The organism is Limnohabitans sp., from assembly GCF_046052825.1.
GTDB lineage: Bacteria > Pseudomonadota > Gammaproteobacteria > Burkholderiales > Burkholderiaceae_C > Limnohabitans.
Genome location: NZ_JAVLFP010000037.1, coordinates 44,985 through 63,311, shown reverse-complemented (window position 1 = coordinate 63,311; position 18,327 = coordinate 44,985). Strand labels below are relative to the sequence as shown.

At 58.7% G+C, this 18,327-nt stretch carries 23 protein-coding genes; 19 read left to right on the top strand and 4 right to left on the bottom strand.

Annotation, left to right across the window (positions count from 1 at the left end):
• The 11 genes from ACKWJN_RS06130 (at nt 1) to ACKWJN_RS06080 (ending at nt 6,895) form a co-directional block, all read left to right on the top strand.
• A complete protein-coding gene (locus ACKWJN_RS06130) occupies nt 1-339 on the top strand; it encodes a hypothetical protein (RefSeq protein WP_408595467.1) in 339 nt (112 codons plus the stop codon).
• Between the two features lie 14 nt (nt 340-353).
• Nucleotides 354-542: a hypothetical protein gene (locus tag ACKWJN_RS06125; protein WP_408595466.1), complete on the top strand. Its 189-nt coding sequence runs from the start codon at nt 354-356 to the stop codon at nt 540-542.
• Between the two features lie 18 nt (nt 543-560).
• The gene (locus tag ACKWJN_RS06120; RefSeq protein ID WP_408595465.1) at nt 561-2,006 is read left to right on the top strand and encodes a hypothetical protein; all 1,446 of its coding nucleotides are present in this window, start codon (nt 561-563) and stop codon (nt 2,004-2,006) included.
• A gap of 2 nt (nt 2,007-2,008) precedes the next feature.
• Entirely contained in the window at nt 2,009-2,203 is a 195-nt protein-coding gene (locus ACKWJN_RS06115) for a hypothetical protein (RefSeq protein WP_408595464.1), read from the top strand.
• A gap of 12 nt (nt 2,204-2,215) precedes the next feature.
• Complete coding sequence (locus ACKWJN_RS06110) at nt 2,216-2,827, top strand: hypothetical protein (RefSeq protein WP_408595463.1); 612 nt, start codon at nt 2,216-2,218, stop codon at nt 2,825-2,827.
• Nucleotide 2,828: 1 nt separating this feature from the next.
• Nucleotides 2,829-3,470, top strand: coding sequence for a hypothetical protein (locus tag ACKWJN_RS06105; RefSeq protein WP_408595462.1), 642 nt, complete (start codon nt 2,829-2,831; stop codon nt 3,468-3,470).
• Nucleotides 3,467-4,237 (top strand): hypothetical protein, encoded by a 771-nt coding sequence (locus ACKWJN_RS06100; RefSeq protein ID WP_408595461.1) that lies wholly within the window; start codon nt 3,467-3,469, stop codon nt 4,235-4,237. The genes ACKWJN_RS06105 and ACKWJN_RS06100 overlap by 4 nt, the downstream gene beginning before the upstream one ends.
• A complete protein-coding gene (locus ACKWJN_RS06095; RefSeq protein WP_408595460.1) occupies nt 4,237-5,595 on the top strand; it encodes an SPASM domain-containing protein in 1,359 nt (452 codons plus the stop codon). Before ACKWJN_RS06100 ends, ACKWJN_RS06095 begins: the two co-directional genes overlap by 1 nt.
• Nucleotides 5,596-5,670: 75 nt before the next feature.
• Nucleotides 5,671-5,970, top strand: coding sequence for a DUF6127 family protein (locus tag ACKWJN_RS06090; RefSeq protein ID WP_408595459.1), 300 nt, complete (start codon nt 5,671-5,673; stop codon nt 5,968-5,970).
• Entirely contained in the window at nt 5,967-6,443 is a 477-nt protein-coding gene (locus ACKWJN_RS06085; RefSeq protein ID WP_100173209.1) for a hypothetical protein, read from the top strand. Before ACKWJN_RS06090 ends, ACKWJN_RS06085 begins: the two co-directional genes overlap by 4 nt.
• Nucleotides 6,440-6,895, top strand: coding sequence for a lysozyme (locus tag ACKWJN_RS06080; protein WP_408595458.1), 456 nt, complete (start codon nt 6,440-6,442; stop codon nt 6,893-6,895). The genes ACKWJN_RS06085 and ACKWJN_RS06080 overlap by 4 nt, the downstream gene beginning before the upstream one ends.
• 444 nt (nt 6,896-7,339) lie before the next feature.
• Here ACKWJN_RS06080 and ACKWJN_RS06075 read toward each other — a convergent pair whose 3' ends face one another.
• Entirely contained in the window at nt 7,340-7,801 is a 462-nt protein-coding gene (locus tag ACKWJN_RS06075) for a MarR family winged helix-turn-helix transcriptional regulator (RefSeq protein WP_408595457.1), read from the bottom strand.
• Nucleotides 7,794-8,936: an Acg family FMN-binding oxidoreductase gene (locus ACKWJN_RS06070; protein ID WP_408595456.1), complete on the bottom strand. Its 1,143-nt coding sequence runs from the start codon at nt 8,934-8,936 to the stop codon at nt 7,794-7,796. Before ACKWJN_RS06070 ends, ACKWJN_RS06075 begins: the two co-directional genes overlap by 8 nt.
• A 364-nt stretch (nt 8,937-9,300) precedes the next feature.
• Between ACKWJN_RS06070 and ACKWJN_RS06065 the strand changes: the two genes are divergently transcribed.
• Together ACKWJN_RS06065 and ACKWJN_RS06060 are read left to right on the top strand one after the other, a co-directional pair.
• On the top strand, nt 9,301-9,822 hold the full coding sequence (locus tag ACKWJN_RS06065; RefSeq protein ID WP_408595455.1) for a demethoxyubiquinone hydroxylase family protein: 522 nt from the start codon (nt 9,301-9,303) through the stop codon (nt 9,820-9,822).
• 139 nt (nt 9,823-9,961) lie between these two features.
• Nucleotides 9,962-10,372 (top strand): dihydroneopterin aldolase, encoded by a 411-nt coding sequence (locus ACKWJN_RS06060; protein ID WP_408595454.1) that lies wholly within the window; start codon nt 9,962-9,964, stop codon nt 10,370-10,372.
• Nucleotides 10,373-10,575: 203 nt separating this feature from the next.
• Here the strand turns inward: ACKWJN_RS06060 and ACKWJN_RS06055 are convergent, their stop codons facing one another.
• Nucleotides 10,576-11,175: an SOUL family heme-binding protein gene (locus tag ACKWJN_RS06055; RefSeq protein WP_408595453.1), complete on the bottom strand. Its 600-nt coding sequence runs from the start codon at nt 11,173-11,175 to the stop codon at nt 10,576-10,578.
• Between the two features lie 360 nt (nt 11,176-11,535).
• On the opposite strand from ACKWJN_RS06055, the gene ACKWJN_RS06050 reads away from it, so the two are divergent.
• Both ACKWJN_RS06050 and ACKWJN_RS06045 read left to right on the top strand, forming a co-directional pair.
• Nucleotides 11,536-12,762 (top strand): voltage-gated chloride channel family protein, encoded by a 1,227-nt coding sequence (locus ACKWJN_RS06050; protein WP_408595452.1) that lies wholly within the window; start codon nt 11,536-11,538, stop codon nt 12,760-12,762.
• Nucleotides 12,759-13,208 carry a hypothetical protein gene (locus ACKWJN_RS06045; RefSeq protein ID WP_408595451.1) on the top strand — a complete coding sequence of 150 codons (450 nt, stop codon included), beginning with the start codon at nt 12,759-12,761 and terminating at the stop codon, nt 13,206-13,208. The genes ACKWJN_RS06050 and ACKWJN_RS06045 overlap by 4 nt, the downstream gene beginning before the upstream one ends.
• Before the next feature lie 89 nt (nt 13,209-13,297).
• Here ACKWJN_RS06045 and ACKWJN_RS06040 read toward each other — a convergent pair whose 3' ends face one another.
• Nucleotides 13,298-13,495 (bottom strand): hypothetical protein, encoded by a 198-nt coding sequence (locus ACKWJN_RS06040; RefSeq protein ID WP_408595450.1) that lies wholly within the window; start codon nt 13,493-13,495, stop codon nt 13,298-13,300.
• 38 nt (nt 13,496-13,533) lie between these two features.
• On the opposite strand from ACKWJN_RS06040, the gene ACKWJN_RS06035 reads away from it, so the two are divergent.
• The 4 genes from ACKWJN_RS06035 (at nt 13,534) to ACKWJN_RS06020 (ending at nt 18,326) form a co-directional block, all read left to right on the top strand.
• Nucleotides 13,534-14,457 (top strand): GNAT family N-acetyltransferase, encoded by a 924-nt coding sequence (locus ACKWJN_RS06035; protein ID WP_408595449.1) that lies wholly within the window; start codon nt 13,534-13,536, stop codon nt 14,455-14,457.
• A gap of 10 nt (nt 14,458-14,467) precedes the next feature.
• Nucleotides 14,468-15,106 (top strand): cytochrome c biogenesis heme-transporting ATPase CcmA, encoded by a 639-nt coding sequence (ccmA, locus tag ACKWJN_RS06030; RefSeq protein ID WP_408595448.1) that lies wholly within the window; start codon nt 14,468-14,470, stop codon nt 15,104-15,106.
• Complete coding sequence (ccmB, locus tag ACKWJN_RS06025) at nt 15,103-15,783, top strand: heme exporter protein CcmB (protein WP_408595447.1); 681 nt, start codon at nt 15,103-15,105, stop codon at nt 15,781-15,783. Before ccmA ends, ccmB begins: the two co-directional genes overlap by 4 nt.
• 125 nt (nt 15,784-15,908) lie before the next feature.
• Entirely contained in the window at nt 15,909-18,326 is a 2,418-nt protein-coding gene (locus tag ACKWJN_RS06020; RefSeq protein WP_408595446.1) for an adenosylcobalamin-dependent ribonucleoside-diphosphate reductase, read from the top strand.
• Nucleotide 18,327: the final 1 nt, after the last annotated feature.

Here is an 18,327-nt window from a genome sequence, read left to right as displayed (position 1 = left end):
ATGACTGCACAAACAACGCCCCCGTTCAAGCGGGGCGATACCTTCGCTTTGTCTGGCGTTTACCGCATCAACGGTGTGCCGAGCCAGTTGACCAACCAAACCATTCGATCCCAACTGCGCACCAGCGTTGGAGGCTTGGTTGCCAATCTGTCGGCGGCGATTGACCCTGACCAGACCGTGAACCCTGGCCGCTTTTACCTTTCGCTTGTTGATCCGGCGCAGTCGGCCACATTCCCGGCACCCGCCAATCTGTACTGCGATGTGGAAGTACATGGCGGCGGGACGGTGCGATCGACCGAAACATTCATCGTGCCAGTCGTGCCCGATGTGAGCCAGTAAATGGGGGCCGATCCATGACCACAACGATTACAGCCACCACAGAAGTCAGCCTGAGCCTGGAGCCGCAATGGGTCAGCACATCAATCGAAGTGACGCTGACCGTTCCTGGACCTCAAGGCCCCAAGGGAGACCAAGGCGCTGTAGGTCCTCCGGGACCTTTGCCCAACACCACCACTTTGGCCCTAGACGCGGGCTATTTCTAAACACCAACGGAGAACCTTATGCCCAACCTCATTCAAATCAAACGATCAGCCACCACGGCCACACCACCCACGCTGGCCACCGGTGAACTGGCCTGGTCAGAACTGACCAAGACGCTGTTCATTGGCGAGTCCGGCAGCGTAGTAACCGCCGCTGCTGGGTCGGGCGTTTTTGCCAGAAAAGCCGACAGTTTTGCGGTCAGCGGTGACGCAACAGGCACAGGCACGTTGTCTGGCGGAGTGATTCTGGCGCTGGCTGCAAGTGGTGTCAGCGCAGGCAGTTACTCAAATGTCACTGTGGACGCCAAGGGTCGGGTGACCGGCGGCTCAAATCCAGGTTACCTCACAGCTAATCAAAATATCACTGTTTCTGGCGATGCCACAGGTTCAGGCACGACGGCGATTGCGCTGACTCTGGCCAGCAGTGGAGTCACGGCAGGCACATACAACAATGCCGCCACTGCCCACACGCCTTTCACCGTGGATGCTAAGGGTAGGGTCACGGCCACGGGTACGGCTGTCACAGTCACGCCTGCCTGGACCAGTGTGACCGGCAAACCGACTACGCTGTCCGGCTATGGAATTACCGATGCATTGGCGCTCACTGGTGGCACGCTCACTGGCGCATTGACACTTGCGGCAGACCCCACAGCGGCCTTGCAAGCGGCCACCAAGCAGTATGTCGACAACGCAATCACTGGATTGGACTTCAAACAGTCTGTGCGTGCGACCACCACGGCCAACATCACCTTGTCAGGTACGCAGACTATTGACGGTGTTGCCCTGATTGCCGGAGACCGCGTGTTGGTCAAAGACCAAACCACGGCCAATCAAAACGGCATTTATGTTGTGGCCGCTGGCAGTTGGTCGCGCGCCAGCGACGCGGACAACTCTCCTGCTGGTGAGGTCACAGCGGGCATGTATTCCTTCATCGAAGAGGGTACGACCTACGCCTCATCTGGTTGGGTGCTTGCCACAGCGAATCCGATCACGCTGGGCACCACGAACTTGTCGTTCCAACAGTTCAACGGATTGGGCCAACTCACTGCCGGTACGGGTCTGACCAAGACTGGCAGCACACTGTCGATCACGGCCAGCGGCGTCACAGCTGGCACCTATTCCAGCATGACTGTGGATACCACCGGACGAGTCACTGCGGGAACCAACCCAGGCTACATCACAGCCAACCAAAACATCACCGTTTCGGGAGATGTCACCGGCTCAGGCACAACTTCCATGGCGCTGACCTTGGCAGCCAGTGGCGTGGCCGCTGGCACGTACAACAACAGTGCGACCGCTGTGTCGCCTTTCACCGTTGATGCAAAAGGCAGGGTCACGGCGATAGGTGCGGCTGTCACTGTCACGCCTGCATGGACCAGCGTCAGCGGCAAACCCACAACCCTCTCTGGCTTTGGCATCACGGACGCCTTGTCCACCAGCGCCACGATTGACGGAGGTTCGTTCTAACCATGGCCAACACCATCCTGCACAAGCGCAGCAGTACGGCAGCCGCCGTGCCCGCCGCTGCGCAAGTCACGCTGGGTGAGTTGGTACTCAACGTGGCGGACGGAAAAATTTATCTCAAACGCGCAGACGGCGTGATCGTCACCTTTGTGCCGGGCTATGTGCCGGGCCAAGGAGACTCCGCGCCCATGTGGAAGTAACCGGAGGCATTCATGGCAGCTATTCCATCCAAGGCCAGTTTCACTGGCACTACCGTAACTCAAGGGCAGTTCAAAACTGCCCTTGATTCTTTAAACGACTATCTCACTGGTTTGCTGGGCTCAGACGGTACAGCCGCAACAGCGCGAACAGCATTGGGCGTGATCAATGCCACAGCGCCAACCTATGCGCAGGTGATTGCCGCACTCGGTTTTACGCCTCCGCAACCCGGTGGCACTGGGGCATCGGGCACCTGGCCGATTAGCGTGACCGGTAACGCAGCTACCGCATCCAAGCTCAATTCGACGGCGGGCGCTGGCACCTACAACTGGTCGGGGCAATCCGGTCAGCCAACCTGGGTTTGGGGTGGTAACGACGGGACAAATTTCTACGTCTACAACCCGTCGAATTTCTCCGTCAATTACGCAGCAAGCGCTGGCGGGGTTCCGTGGGCAGGGGTTAGTGGCAGACCTGGAGATTTGAGTGCGTTTCAGTACAACGGAAACATCGGAGACGGCGTTGCTGGATACACGACAACGACTGCCCTAATCCAAGTAGCCACGGATAACACGCTGCGTGTTTACAGAAATACCAATTGCAATTGCAATTGCAACTGCGGATGCTGACATGAGCGGGCCTACTCGCTCAATGCAATGGCTGTGGCCAACGCCAGTGATGTTCGCCGAATTCATGGGCGACGACGTCAATCACCACAACACTGAACTTGAACGTGTGGTCATCAGCGGATGCAACACCCAAGCCGGTTCGATCCATGAGCTCCGGCTCTACGACCTTCATCAAGCCCGATCAGAGTCGGTTGCGTGGCTGACCCAACGCATCAAAGAGTCTGCAGCGGTCTATTGCGGGTTCTCCTCGCCAGATGGCATTGAGGTGGGCTTGCGTGGGGTAGTGCTGCGCGCCTTTGATCACATCAACACCCACACCGAGGCACGTGAGAGTGACCTGGGTGTGGCCTATTGGCCAAGCGGAAATCCCAGCCTGGTCGGGCAAGCCATCAATCAAAACGCTGATGGCCTCACTGCCCCGATTTTTACGATGGAAGACCCTTCACGCCATCTCTCGGACTTGCGCTTGCCGATGGAAATGCGCCACTCCTTTGACGTGTGTCCCCGGCCTGGGTTGATGGCGATATTTCCGGCGCACCTTCCGCACAACATGCATCCGTACCGGGGCGAAAAGCCCTTCATTCACATCGTGGCCCAGGTTCGCATGCCTTGGCCCACTGAATATTTCAGGGGGAATTTATGATTCATATTGCAGCGCAAGTTGTTACGCAGCCTCAAACCGATGGGGATTTCGAAGCGACCCAGTACCAAGTGTCCCTTGCAGAGGCGCTGACGCTTGAGGTCGTAAGCGAGGTTTGTCTGAAGGTTTCTTCCAAAGGGCAGTCAATCACGCTGGATGCCCGCCTTCTCTATGCTCAGCCCGATATGGCCGTTGGCTACCTTGGCCTGGAAGACCAGATCGAACTGGTATGGGATTCTGAGCGGTTCAGCGCCAGGGACGCAGCGTCCAGTGTCGCGGAGCGCAAGGGCGTTACCGATCTCACACGCTACCTTTTCATCGTGGCCTTTGATGGCGAGGATATTTTCTTCATCACGCGCCATCAAATAGTGGCTCCTCCCGAGGGTGCAAGCCACACGCCCATCGTTCGTGACGGGCTTGAGTTCATGCGTCCTCGGCAATGGGTGGCCGCGCAAAGATCAGCACTTTTGTCACTGAGCGTCAAAAACAAAGCCAAGCGGCGACTCTTATCCCAGGTCAAAGCGGAAGACTCACTAGCCGCTTTGGAAAAACAAGTCGACCTCTTGTCGCAACTGGTTATGGCGATGGCACAAAGCCTGCCATCTGATCAACGTCCAACGTGGCTCGATTCATTTCAAACCAACCTGTCACAAGACACATCTACCCAGTTCATGGGAGAGGTTGTATCGGTCGCCGACATCCACGCCCACAAGACCCGGATGCGCACTTTGCAGTCGGCATACTTCGCGCAGCGCAGTGAGGACCTCTGATGTCGCAGTTTCAGATCAAACTCATCGCGCCGGACAACACTGAGCGCGAACTGCGCTACGACAACCAGACCAGCAGCCTGACCTGGGGAGATTTCTCCCCGGTATTGGAAGTCAAGCCGAAGACCTTCCAGGACGCCACTGTCGTGAGCGTGGGTCAGCCTGGGCGCAAGGGCCTGATCAAAACTCTCAAAATCAGTCTTGGCTTGTCATGCAACTACGAGTGCAACTACTGTAGTCAGCGATTTGTGCCCCATGCGGAGCAATCAAACCCCCAAGATGTGGATGCATTCGTCGCCCAACTTATGGCGAACCTCACCCATGCGCCCGAGCAAGTTGAGTTCTGGGGCGGGGAGCCACTGGTCTACATCAAGACGCTGATGCCCTTGGCTGAGCGTCTGCGCAACTTGTATCCATCCGCCAGTTTTCACATCATCACCAATGGTTCACTGCTCAATACGCAGATCAATGAATGGCTTGACCGCATGGGTTTCTTTGTCGGCATCTCCCACGATGGGCCTGGCTACCATGCACGCGGCGCAGACCCGCTGGATGATCCAGAGCAGCGTGCCGCCATCATGGATCTGTATGCGTGCCTCCATCCGCAGGGTCGCATCAGCATCAACGCGATGATCAGCAGCCAAAACCCCAGCAGGGCGGCGGTGCAACTGTGGCTGCAAGAACGCTTTGGGGCCGATGTTCAGATTGGCGAAGGAGCTTTCATCGACCCCTACGATGAAGGTGGGCTGGCAGCCACCTTCAAGACCACCGGTGAGCACGCACAGTTTCGCAGGCAAGGATTTGGCGAGCTTCGCACTGGCCTTGCCAGTCGCTTTGACATCACCCACCAGAAGATTCAAGACTTCATCGATTCGATTCGATACCAGCGCCCGGCGTCTGCGCTGGGACAAAAGTGCGGCATGGACCGCAGCCACAACCTGGCTGTGGATCTCAAGGGCAATGTCGTGACCTGCCAGAACGTGAGCGCTGCTGCCTTGGCTCCCAATGGCCAAAGCCATCTGATTGGCCAGCTGTCAGACCTGTCCGCTGTGCGCATGAAAAGCGCCACTCACTGGAGCCAGCGCCAAGGCTGCTCGTCTTGCCCAGTCCTTCAAATGTGCAAAGGCTCCTGCATGTTTTTGGAAGGACCGCTTTGGGATGCTGGGTGCGACGCTGCTTATTCGGACAACCTGGTGTTCTTTGCGGCGGCCATTGAGTTTCTGACGGGTTGCATGCCGGTCTTTATCGACGGCGATCTGCCTCCGGAGCGCAAAGACATCTTTGGCCTGGCCAAAAGTACTGTGGAGTCGCCGCCAGTAAGGCGCGTGATTCCGATCATTGCAGCGCAGCAAACAGTCTAAGTCAGCCAATAAATCGTTTCATCAATCGCCCGCCTGGTTCACACCAGTGCGGGCTTTTTCTTTTTGGAGATGCCCATGACAGAAGAATCCACCAGCAACCACAGCGCTGACATCCTGAACCTGCGCCCCGAGGACCTCGATGAGTTGCTCACCCGCGCTGCCGAACGCGGAGCCGAGCGCGCACTGGCCTGCCTTGGCCTTGAAAACGGCCACGCCGCCGCCGACATCCGCGACCTGCGGGGTCTCATCGATGCGTGGCGGGAAGCGCGCCGAACGGCCTGGCAGACCACGATCAAGGTTCTAACCACCGGTGTGCTGGCCGCGCTTCTGGTCGGTGTTGCCATCAAGTTGCGCCTGATGGGGGGTCCCCAATGATCGAGACACTATTGGGTGGATTGCTGGGCGGCGCGTTCCGCCTGGCTCCCGAGGTCCTGAAATGGTTCGACCGCCAAGGCGAGCGTGGCCATGAATTGGCTATGCAGGACAAAGCGTTGGAGTTTGAGAAACTGCGTGGTGCCCAGCGCATGTCCGAGATCGGTGCGGCTGCCGACGGCGCATGGAACACCGGCGCAATCGAAACCCTGCGCGATGCCGTGCGCACTCAGGGCGAGAAAACTGGGGTGGCCTGGGCCGATGCGCTCTCCAGCACTGTGCGCCCAGTGATCACCTACTGGTTCATGGCGCTGTACTGCGCAGCTAAGACTGCGGCCTTTGCTGCGGCTTTGTCTGCCGGTGCTGACTGGGGTACGGCAGTTCTGCACGCCTGGACTGAAGCCGACCAGGCGCTCTGGGCCGGGGTGCTTAACTTCTGGTTTTTGGGTCGCGTGTTTGACAAAGTTCGGCCGTGATTGAGGTTCCTCAAGCAGCTATCGACTTGGCCAAGCGGTTCGAGGGGTTCTGCCGGGTGCCCAAGTCAGACCCTGATCGTGCTTATCCGTATGTCTGTCCGGCAGGGTTTTGGACCATCGGTTACGGCCATCTTTGCGATGCCAAGCATCTGCCGATCACTATTGAAGAGGGCGAGGCCTATCTTGCTGCTGACATGGCCGACGCGCTGAAGGCCACGCTGGGCTACTGTCCGGTGCTGGCAATTGAGCCGGAGGGACGGCTTGCGGCTATCGTTGACTTCACGTTCAACCTTGGAGCCGGTCGGTTACAGGCCTCAACGCTTCGGCGGCGGGTCAATCAGCGGGACTGGCCAGGTGCGGGGCAGGAGTTACGTCGGTGGGTTTACGGTGGCGGCAGAGTACTGCCGGGGTTGGTGCTAAGGCGCGAGGCGGAAGTTTCGCTACTTTTTTGAGCAACTCGGTGTTCCCTTTTCTGCCGATCAAGACATCGAATTACGCCTTGGGCGAGGATGGCACCAATGATGGCCATGGGGCTTGGTTCGGGTCTTGAATCGATTTGTGCTTGTGGCTGGGATTGCATGCTGCGGACTCCGGTGGTTTCATGGAGTCGCATGGTTGCTTCGATCCCGAAGACCTATCAAGTCGATCTGACATCTCGGGTTAGTGCATGACACGGGCAAGCATTTACTTGTGGCGAAGTTTCGGATTTCCAATCCATGGTTCATGTGCCGGGGAACCTCCCTGGGTCATGGAATCAGTGTTTTGGCGGACGCTAGGGGAGTGCTGCTCACTGCCAGGAGCGGTCAACAGCGAATCTTGACCTGAGCCCAAGATAGGCTGATTTCAGTCAGTCAACAAACGCGGTCTGTCATTTGAAGCATCAGACAACCTGTGCCTTAAGACTTGTCAAGAGGGGGGCGTTCAGCATCAAGAAATTGGCGCAAGCTTTCCAAGTCGGGCAGCATTTTTGCAGCCTGATCCGGTGGCATGTATGTGGCGATGCGGCCAAGATCAGGGGCAAGCGCTTCAATTGTCGACTGCCGGAAGGCGCGACCGGCGTCAGTGATATGAACCAGCTTGGAGCGCCCATCTTCGGGATTTGCCTGAAGAGCGATCAGCCCAGCCCGTTCCAGCACCGCGAGCGAGTGTGTCATCGAGGTCTTGGGCACCTGAAACGCTCGGGCCAGCGTCAGCGGTGTCTGTCCATCACTGACCCGAACCAGATGGTTGAGCACCGAAAACTGCGCCAAAACAAAGCCCGACGGAAGGCGGGCTTCGAGCAGGGTGCGCGACAACTGCGCGATGATCCCTATCTCGTTGAGCAGCCGGAAATAGAGAGCGAGTGCTGGATCAGGCAATTCTTGTCTCAAGCGGCCAGCGCGGGCTGGCTGTGGTTGTGGGGCCAAAGCCGATACGCGACAACATCTGAACGGTTCCGCCTGTCTGCGCGAGCCGTTTGTGCACTGTTGCGTAGTGATCGGCCATTTCTGGGAACTCCTGCAGCGCTTGGCTCAGTGGTTGAAATCCAAGGCCCTCTGATGTTACTGCAAGGTTCACGCGCAGCCAGTCTGCCCCTGTCGCGATCTGGTCGGCGCGGCTGTTACCGGCGGTGACCAGCCAGACGTGTCCCATCGCTGTGTCGGTGTTGGCAAAAACCGCATCCAGCCCTGCCTTATAGGCGCTGGAGGTGGGGTCTGCCGCTGCGGCGCGGGTGAATTGGCCCGTGACGTGGAGGGCTTCGAAAAGTGGCCCGGTGAAAGCAATGCCGTCCGGGTTCGCGTCAACCTCGCGGTGACCGATCCGGAACAGGTCGATGCTCTCCTGAAAAGTGTGCGGGGTCTCAATCTCTATTTGCAGTGCGCTATGGGTCAGTTCTCGCCATGACGCAACCTCGGTGGCATCGACCGTACCGCCAAAACGCGAGCCATTCGCGACCACTGCACCGATGCGTGCGAGGGCTGCCGGATCGACGGTGCGGGACATGTCGAAAGGCTCTTTGTTTGAGCGCCGTAGTTGCACGTGCGCGAAAAGCGGATCGCGCGCTACGGTTTCGTCCGGTGTAAAGACCACCCTCGCAATGGGCCGCCGGTCCAGACCGGCCGGACTGCTGCCTTGAGGAAAGATGGTCGTTTCTAGCCTGTGTCCATTTTCAGCCGCCGCCATTCGCAACAGTTCCAGAAAGCAGCCAAGGCCGATGGTGATCTGCCGGTTGAACGGATCAGTTTTGGGCAACAGTCGGTCAGGGTCGGCATAAAGCGTCACGACACCCGGCTCCGCCAGATTGGCCATCCAGGGTTGCCGGTTATGCGGGTTGGGCGCAAGCAGGGCCCATGACAGCGCATGCTTCCGCGGGTCTTGGTATTTGCCTGCCATTTGCCACGGAAGGCTTGCCGTTCTCGGCAGGCGCGTCACGGCGTACCCCAGACCACCGCCAGCGGCCACAATGACCCCGCCACCCACTAGCGCAAGAATTTTTCGGCGCGAAATTGACATAGACAATCCATTTGGTTCGATAAGGGACTATATTGTACGACATCGCACCAATTCATCAAGGACGAATTCATCGCCTTTCTCGCGATTGGCATCCTGGCCGAGTGCTTGCTAAGGCTGTTTAACCGTTAGTAGGGGCTTCAGCGAATCTCTCGGTTTTGAGTCATGGGTAGTAGCACTGCCCCAACATTTAGAAAGATGAACCGGACCCCAAGTGCTTGATTTGCTTGTCCATCAAAAACTTAGGCGGTTTGTGATGAGGTATGTTCTGGGCCGCCAATACCTTAAAAGCCAACCTTAACCGGTTGGCTTTTTTGCCCTTTGGCGCCTCTTTGCGCCGTTTGTTCAACACCTCATGACGCCAAGCTTGTCCATTCACCTTCAAAGAGAGTTGCGCTCAGATCATGCAGGTGAGACGGGCGCTGTTTACATTTACAAAGGCATTGTGGCTGTGGCCACTTGGCGCAGGGACGAGGAGATGCTTTCATTTGCCAAGACGCATGGCGTCACCGAAGCCGATCACTTGAAGCAAATCGAGCATTGGTTGCCACCCAAACAAAGAAGCTGGCTATTGGGGCCGTGGCGCTTGGCGGGATGGTTGACTGGCGCTTTGCCTGCGCTGTTTGGCAGGCATGCCGTTTATAGAACGATTGCTGCAGTAGAAACCTTTGTCGACCAGCACTATCAGCAGCAAATAGATCACCTCAAAGAGTTTGGCGGGCCAGACGGTTTGCTGCCGCTTTTGTTGCGATGCCAAGCCGATGAGCAGCACCATCGAGATGAGTCAGCAGCGCTAGCCGGGGAGAAATCCAACTTGCTATTGCGAGCTTGGTGTTGGACTGTTGGCTGCGGTTCTGCCGCGGCAGTGGTGTTGGCACGCCGCGTCTAAAAAGAGCAGGTTCAACATCTGATGAGGCTGTGAGATGTCCCATGGGAGGGCCAGGCCAGTGGTTGACAGTGACTTTGAACACGTTGATTAGCTTTTGACGGTGGATTGGGACAAACGCGCATTCTTGGAAGGGACAGACATGAAGCAAGCCAGCTCAGCAGTCATTGAGTTGCGGGATCTACAGCTCAAAACAGACATCGGAACTTATGGTCCTGGCGACACCCAGCCAGACGTTCATCTGCTTGATTTAACGCTTGGGATTTTGGTCAATCAAGTCGTCATTTCCCACGATGGCATGGCGCAGGTATTCGACTACGACCCACTGATCATGGAAATTGAGCGTCTCGCCGCGGACGGTCACTATGAAACGCAAGAGCGGCTCATCACGCGAATCGCAAGTGCTTGCGCAGCACACTCGGCCATCCAGCGGATGGAGATTTGCCTGAAAAAGTCACCCGTGCGATCGGGCAGTGGATCGCTGGGCGTTCGCCTGACGCTCGATGAAGTCGCAACCGATGGACTTCGACATGAACAAGTCAATGCTGCCTGAAAACGCGTGACCCAATCACACGCGGCTGTCGACGATCTGAGTGCATTGCCACCTGGTCCTGCCCAATCTTCCAATAAAGCATGAGTCATCGTACGCAAGATGACGGTCGCGATGTCTTTGCATGGTGAATGCGCTGGGGAGCCTCTGAGGGCCACAGATGAAGAGCTTGTGGCGGACCCTGAGCAGGGCGTTCACACCACTCTTCATGGCGCCGCAATCTCGACCATGATTTCATTGCGTCTGAACATCGGCAGCGTCCAGGGTGGGTCGTACCGGGACAGTTGGGGTGTGCCAATGACCTTCCACGACTTGTGATGGGCCCACGCCAAGGTCTCACGCGTCTTGTCTTGCACTTTGGCCAAGGTGTTCAAGCCCGAGTAACGCAGCACCACAAATTGCTTGCTGGGCAGTTCACGCAAGGTGACCGCTGAGTTATTCGGTTTTGGAATGGTGGCCATCGTGTAGTGGCTGGGCATTACAAACTGAACACGCCAGGTGCGGGCGGTCTCTATGTGCGTGTCGGTGGACGCAGGCTCGATGCTCACGGGTGCGGTCATTGCAATTTTGGAAGACAGTGGCTCGACCGTCACCGGGGCGGTCATGGCAATTTTTGACGACTGCGCCATGTCTGGCCTTTGGTTGTTGCCAAAAATGAAGTCGGCAATTCGTCGAAAACCTTGGCTAGACGCTTCATCCATATCGCCTTCAACCACGGTCTCTGCGATCAAGACCGGGGCGTAGCGTCGCACCTCAAAGCCGTTGTCTGAGGAGATGACGTCGTACTTGGGTTCTTCAGTGGCCATCGTGGGTTGCATCCATGAAAGTGCGCATACAAAAAGCAAGGCTGAGCATGTTCGTAAAGTCATAGAGGTTTCGCATTTCAGAAATTGGTGGCTCAAGGTTTTAGGCTCAACGAGCCAAATACACACCATCCACCTGATAAAAAAAGCACCGGTGACGAATGATGCCTGATCCGATCAACAGCGGTGTTGAGGCGGGGTTTGCAAAGAATGGCGTTGCAAGGCCTTGGCATGTCCTGGAGTCTCAGCTGCTGTGGGCTTTGCGTCTGTCCCCTGGCGCACCAAGTCCTTGGCAGGCACAGCAAGGTATGCTCAGCGGCGTGGTTGAGTTTCTGGCTGCGCGTTGGCGTTGAAGGAGTGAGGATGGAGGAGGTCAAACGTCCCCTGGCATGGCAGGTGGGGGCGGGTGTTGCGAAATGGTTGTTGCTCTCAAGCGGCGTGGCCGTCTTGGCGGGCAGCGCCTCGGCCTTCTTTTTGTGGGCACTGGACTGGGCCACTGCCACCCGTGAGGCCCACCGCTGGCTGATGGCAGCTCTGCCCTTGGCAGGTTTTGTGGTGGCTTGGTGTTACCTCACGTGGGGCCAGTCGGTGGATGCCGGCAACAACTTGTTGATTGACGAAATTCACGACCCGAATAAAACAGTGCCCTTGCGCATGGTGCCCTTGGTGTTGGGCGGCACCTTGGTGTCTCATTTGTTTGGCGCCTCGGTGGGGCGCGAAGGCACGGCCGTGCAAATGGGCGGTGCCTTGGCCGATCAATGGGCGCGCGTGTGGCGACTCACGCATGCCGACCGTCGCTTGCTGTTGATGGCGGGCATCAGCGCTGGTTTTGCGTCGGTCTTTGGCACGCCACTGGCTGCAGCGGTGTTCGGTTTGGAAGTGTTGGCCATTGGACGTTTGCGTTACGACGCCTTGCTGCCGTGTGTGGTGGCGGCGGTGGTGGCCGACCAAGTGGGCTTGTGGTGGGGCGTGCACCACACCGTCTATCCCTTGACCTCGGTGCCCGCGGTCACGGCCTGGGGTTTGCTGGCCATGGTGTTGGCGGGGGCTGTGTTTGGGTGGACTGGCCAAGGTTTTGCCCGCAGCACCCATGCGCTGGGGCACTTCATGAAACAGCGGGTGGCCTACGCGCCGCTGCGCGCCATGCTCGGAGGGGCGGTGGTGGCGGCGGCGGTGTTGCTGGGTGACTTGGACCGCTACATCGGTTTGGGCATTCCTGTGATCGTGCAGGCTTTTGAACAACCCCTGGCGCCTTGGGACTGGTTGGGCAAGGTGGTCTTGACCATCGCGTCGTTGGGCACGGGTTTCAAAGGCGGCGAAGTCACGCCCTTGTTTTACATCGGCGCCACCTTGGGCAATGCCTTGGCGCCCTTGCTCCAAGTGCCATTTGGGTTGCTGGCCGCCGTGGGCTTTGTGGCTGTCTTTGCGGGCGCTGCCAACACACCGATTGCCTCCACCCTCATGGCGATGGAGTTGTTTGGTGCAGAGGTCGGTGTTTTTGCAGCCATCGCCTGTGTGAGCAGCTATCTGTTTTCTGGCCACCCAGGCATTTACCGCGCGCAGCGCATGGACCACAAGAAGCATTTATGAACCGAACCTCTCTTTCTACCCATGGCGTGCGTTGGTTGATGGGGCTGAGTTTTGGCCTCGTGGCTTGGCAAGGTGCTGGCGCACAGACCTTCAAAATGCCTTGCCAGGTCGAAGGCGTGATTCCAGCGCTGGACGACCGCAAGATTCCACCCGAAAAAATCGAGGTGGAAATTCAGTCCATGGGGAAAAACATTTTTCTCAAAGTCAACGGCTCTAAGCTGTACCAAGTGCAGGCCAGCAGCCTGACCACCGATGACTTTGCGGGCAAGAACTTAACCTCGTCCAAGCAGTTGGGGGCGGTGCGCAAACACCAACTGACGGGCTTTGTGTCGGAGGTTCGCATCGAGCGCGAAACCGTCACGCTGTATGCCTACCACGACATTGTTTACCGTGGCAAAAACGTGCGGCTGCAATTTGAAGGTCCGTGCACCCTGCCTGCCCAGTGAAGGGGCCCGGTGTGCGATCATTCCCGCTGTTTTTAAGACTCCGTCAACACACCGTGCCATTCATTGCCCGAACGTGGGCCCAGCCCCACTCACAGACCACACCAAAAGCCCGTGCAGTGGCCGGTGGTGGCTTGTATCAGCAGATCGATCACCGCACCCAAGACCAACAGCGGCAGACCCACATACACCAGTACCCACCAGACCACCAGCAAGGTGGGGCGCGGTTCTTCCAAGCGATGGCCCATCACGGTTTGTTGTTTGCGTCGCTCGCTCAGAAACTTCAGCATAGGGGTAGGGATGTCAATTTTTCAGGGATTCTAGGCGCATGAAAGTGGACTGGGATCAGGTCGACCTGGCCTTTTGGGATGCGCAGCACGCGGCGGCTGCGGCACCTTTGCAACAAGACTGGGCCTATGGCTCGACCATGAAAGCCTTGGGCGTGCATGTGCTGCGCGCTTGTGTCAGCCAAGACGGCACACCGGTGGCCCTGGCGCAATTCATGGTGCGTCGTTTTGTGGGTGACAGCCTGAACTTTGTCTTGTGCTCGCGCGGTCCGGTGTGGTTGCAGGTGCTGTCGGGTGATGACAAAGCAAGGGCTTATCAAGCCTTGCGCCGCACCTTGCCTCTGGGTCGTTTGCGCTGGGTGGCCACCACCCCAGAAGAGCCCGCTGGCGCTGAGTTGGGTCTGTCCAAATGGCGGCGCGTGATGACCGGGCACAGCACGGTGCTGCTGGACTTGACCGCGTCGCTGGACACCTTGCGTGCGCAACTCGACAAACGCTGGCGCCACCGCTTGGGTGGGGCTGAGGCCTCGGCCTTGACGGTGCACCGCGTGGGCACCAACCCCGGCCAGTACCGCTGGTTGTTGGACGCAGAAATGCAGCAGCGCGAGCAGCGGGGCTTGCATGGTTTGCCATTGCAGTTTTTTGATGTGTATGTGCCGTCGCGTCAGCAACCCGGCCAAAACATGTTGACCTTGCGCGCCGATGTGGGACGCGACCGGGTGGCAGGCATGATGTTTTTGATCCATGGGGAAGCCGCGACTTACCACGTGGGTTGGAACAGCGACGCGGGGCGTGACTTGCACGCCCACAACCTGATTTTGTGGCGCGGCATCGAAGCCTTGCGTGAGCGCGGCGTGCGGGTGCTGGACCTGGGTGGCGTCAACACCATCCGCAGCGCGGGCATTGCGCGTTTCAAGATGAGCACCGGTGGGCGCGTGGTCACCTATGCTGGCACCTTCATCTGAGCGCACGCACATGTTGACGCTGTCCCACATTTCTTGCACCCGTGGCCACAAGCCTTTGTTTGCCGAGGTGAACTTGGACCTGCACGCCGGCCAAGCCCTGCACTTGGAGGGGGACAACGGGGTGGGCAAAACCAGTTTGCTGCGCATCGTCTGCGGTTTGTCGCCAGCCGATACCGGCGAGGTGCGCTGGATGGGCCACCCGACGCGAGACGACCCCGCTGCCTTTCGCGCAGCCTTGTTTTATTTGGGCCATGCGCTCTCGCTCAAAGAAGAACTCACCGCCTTGGAAAACCTGTGGTCGGATGCGGCGGTGGCTGGGCGTGCCCTGACCCAGCCCCAAGCGCTGGCCGCTTTGGCCCGCATGGGCTTGCGCGGACGCGAGCACTTGCCCTTGCGCGTCATGTCGCAGGGGCAAAAGCGGCGCACCGCCTTGGCGCGACTGTGGGCCAGCCAATCGCCCCTGTGGGTGCTGGATGAACCTTTTGTGGCCTTGGACGTCAAAGCCGTTGACGCCTTGCGCGTGTTGATGGCCGATCACGTGGCGCAAGGTGGCATGGTGCTGTTCACCAGCCACCAAGCTGTGAGTTTGGCCCGCGCCGACGGCACGCCCGTGGCGGTGCAGCGTCATCGGCTGGAGGTCGCCCCATGAGTTCCCACACGATGGCGGCTTTTGGGGCGGTGCTGAGGCGTGATCTGCTGTTGGCCATGCGGCGCAAAAGCGAGGTGCTGACGGCGGTGTTCTTTTTCGTCGTGGTGGCTGCGTTGTTTCCGCTGGGCATTGGCCCCGAGCTCAATACCTTGCGTTTGGTGGCGCCGGGTGTGCTGTGGGTGGGTGCTTTGTTGTCCAGCATGCTGGCCTTGCAGCGTTTGTTCGAAGCCGACTACCGCGATGGCTCACTGGAGCAAATGGCCTTGTCGCCTGCGCCCTTGCCGGTGCTGGTCGGTGCCAAGATGTTGGCGCATTGGTTGGTCTCGGGCTTGCCCTTGGTGCTGTTGGCGCCGGTGCTGGGCTTGCAATTTGATTTGTCCAGCGACGCCTTGCTCACGCTCACCTTGGCTTTGTTGGTGGGCACACCCATCTTGTCCTTGGTGGGCGGTATCGGCGCGGCCTTGACGCTGGGGGTGCGTGGGGGCGGCGTGTTGCTGTCTTTGCTGGTGCTGCCCTTGTTCATTCCGGTGTTGGTGTTTGGTGCCGGTGCGGTGGAAGCCCAGGCCAGCGGTTTGGGCAGCCAAGCCCATTTCTCGATTTTGATGGCCATGTTGTGGCCGGCTATTTTCTTCAGTCCTTGGGCCTGCGCTGCTGCTTTGCGCATCGCACTCGAGTGAGACGCCAGCCTCACGCTTGGGGTTGAGATTTTTGTCTTTAACCCGCCTGGGTTTGATGCATCACAAACTTTGTGCAGGGCAGCTTGGGTAGCCTGTGGCCAGACCGTTGGCAAGGACCCCCACAGATGAAGCGCGACCCCTCGAACATGGCCTCGGTGCAGGCCATCAGCCTTGATGTGCTGAAAGAAAAATACCTCAAAGCGGACGAGGTCGATGCGCAAGCGGTCTTTTTGCGCGTGGCCAAGGCCTTGGCATCGGTGGAGCCAGAGAACCAGCGCAGCCACTACGAAGCTTTGTTTTTGGCCAACTTAGAGGCGGGCGCCATTGGCGCGGGCCGCATCATGAGTGCGGCGGGCACCTCGATCCAAGCCACCCTCATCAACTGCTTTGTGCAGCCTGTAGGTGACTGCATTCAGGGCGTGGACGAGCAAGGCTATCCCGGCATTTACGAGGCCTTGCGTGAAGCGGCCGAGACCATGCGCCGAGGTGGGGGTGTGGGTTACGATTTTTCACGCATCCGCCCGCGTGGCGCCTATGTGCAAGGCACCGCTTCGGTGGCGTCGGGGCCGTGCAGTTACATCAATGTATTTGACCAATCGTGCGCCACGGTCGAGAGCGCCGGGGCGCGCCGCGGCGCGCAAATGGGGGTGTTGCGCATCGACCATCCCGATGTGCTGGAGTTCATCCATGCCAAACGAACGCCGGGACGATGGAACAACTTCAATGTCTCGGTCGGCGTACCGGATGCCTTCATGCAGGCCTTGGCCGAGCACCGAGACTGGGACTTGGTGCACCGCGCCAAGCCCGCAACCGTCAGTTTGGCGGCGGGGGCACGCCAGCGCGACGATGGTTGGTGGGTGTACCAAACCTTGCCCGCCCAAGCGGTGTGGGACCAGCTGATGCAGTCGGCCTATGACTTTGCCGAGCCAGGCATTTTGTTTTTGGACCACATCAACCAAGACAACAATTTGCGCGCTTGCGAGTCGATCGATGCCACCAACCCGTGTGGTGAGCAGCCTTTGCCGCCTTATGGGTGCTGTGACTTGGGGCCCGTGATCTTGCCGCGTTTTGTGCGCCATCCGTTTGGCCTGCAGGGGGCCGCAAGCTTTGACTTTGAGGCTTTTAAGCGTGTCGTGGCTGTGCAGGTGCGTGCCTTGGACAACGTGCTCGACCTGACGTTTTGGCCGCTGCCCCAGCAACGGCAAGAGGCCATGGACAAACGCCGCATCGGCGTGGGCTTCACCGGCTTGGGCGACACCTTGGTCATGCTGGGACTGCATTACAACCAAGCCGAAGGCCGCGACATGGCCACGCAAATTGCGCGCTCGATGCGCGACGCGGCCTACAGTGCCTCGGTGGCGTTGGCGCAAGAAAAAGGCGCTTTTGCGAAGTTCGATGCGCAGGCCTATTTGACGCCGGGCACTTTTGCCAGCCGCTTGCCAGAGGCCTTGAAAGCGCAAATTCGCCAGCACGGCTTGCGCAACAGCCACTTGCTGTCGATCGCGCCCACAGGCACGGTGAGCCTGGCCTTTGCCGACAACGCATCGAACGGCATTGAGCCTGCTTTTTCTTGGGTTTACCGACGCAAGAAACGCGAATCCGATGGCAGCACCAGCGCGTACGCGGTGGAAGACCACGCATGGCGGGTGTACCGAGAACTCGGTGGTGACGTCGATCACTTGCCCAGCTACTTTGTGTCGGCCTTGGAGATGGCGGCGTCTGACCACCTTGCCATGATGCAAGCGGTCCAGCCTTTTGTGGATACGGCGATTTCAAAAACCGTCAACGTGCCAGCGGACTACCCCTACGCAGACTTCAAAGACTTGTACCAACAAGCCTGGCAAGCCAAGCTCAAAGGCTTGGCCACCTACCGGCCCAACAGCATCCTGGGGTCGGTGTTGGATGTGCCGGCCTTGGCAGAGGGGGGCACATCGGTTCCGGTACAAGCGACCACCGATCCAATGCGCACCGTGATTGAAAGCCGCCCCAAGGGGGCCTTGCCCGCAGTGGCTGAAAAGGTGGACTACTGGACCTACGAAGGCCAAAAAACCTTGTACCTGTTGGTCTCGTTCTTGCAAATTCCAAGCAAGGATGGCAGCGCCAGCTTGGAGCGTGCCATTGAATTCTTCATGCCGGTTGGCCAAAGCGGTGAGTCGCAGCAATGGGTGACCTCAAGCATGCGCCTGTTGTCCTTGGCGGCGCGCGGCGGATTTTTGGAGCGTGCCCTGAGTGACATGCGCAAAGTGGCCTGGGACCGGGGCCCCGTGCGCTTGGGGACCTATGCCAAATCCGACGGCACCCAAGTGCCTTTGTGGCACGACTCCGAAGTGGCTGCGGTGGCCTATGCGGTGCAAAACATCATTGAGACACGGGGCAAGTTGTCATCGCCTGGGGCTGATACAGAGGAGCAGGCCAGTTTGAATGTGCCCAGCCCCATGGTGATGGCCGGCAAAAAATGCACCGAATGCGGCGCCCATGCCGTGATCCGCAAAGACGGTTGCGAGTTTTGCACCCAGTGCGGCCATGTGGGGGCATGTGGTTGAG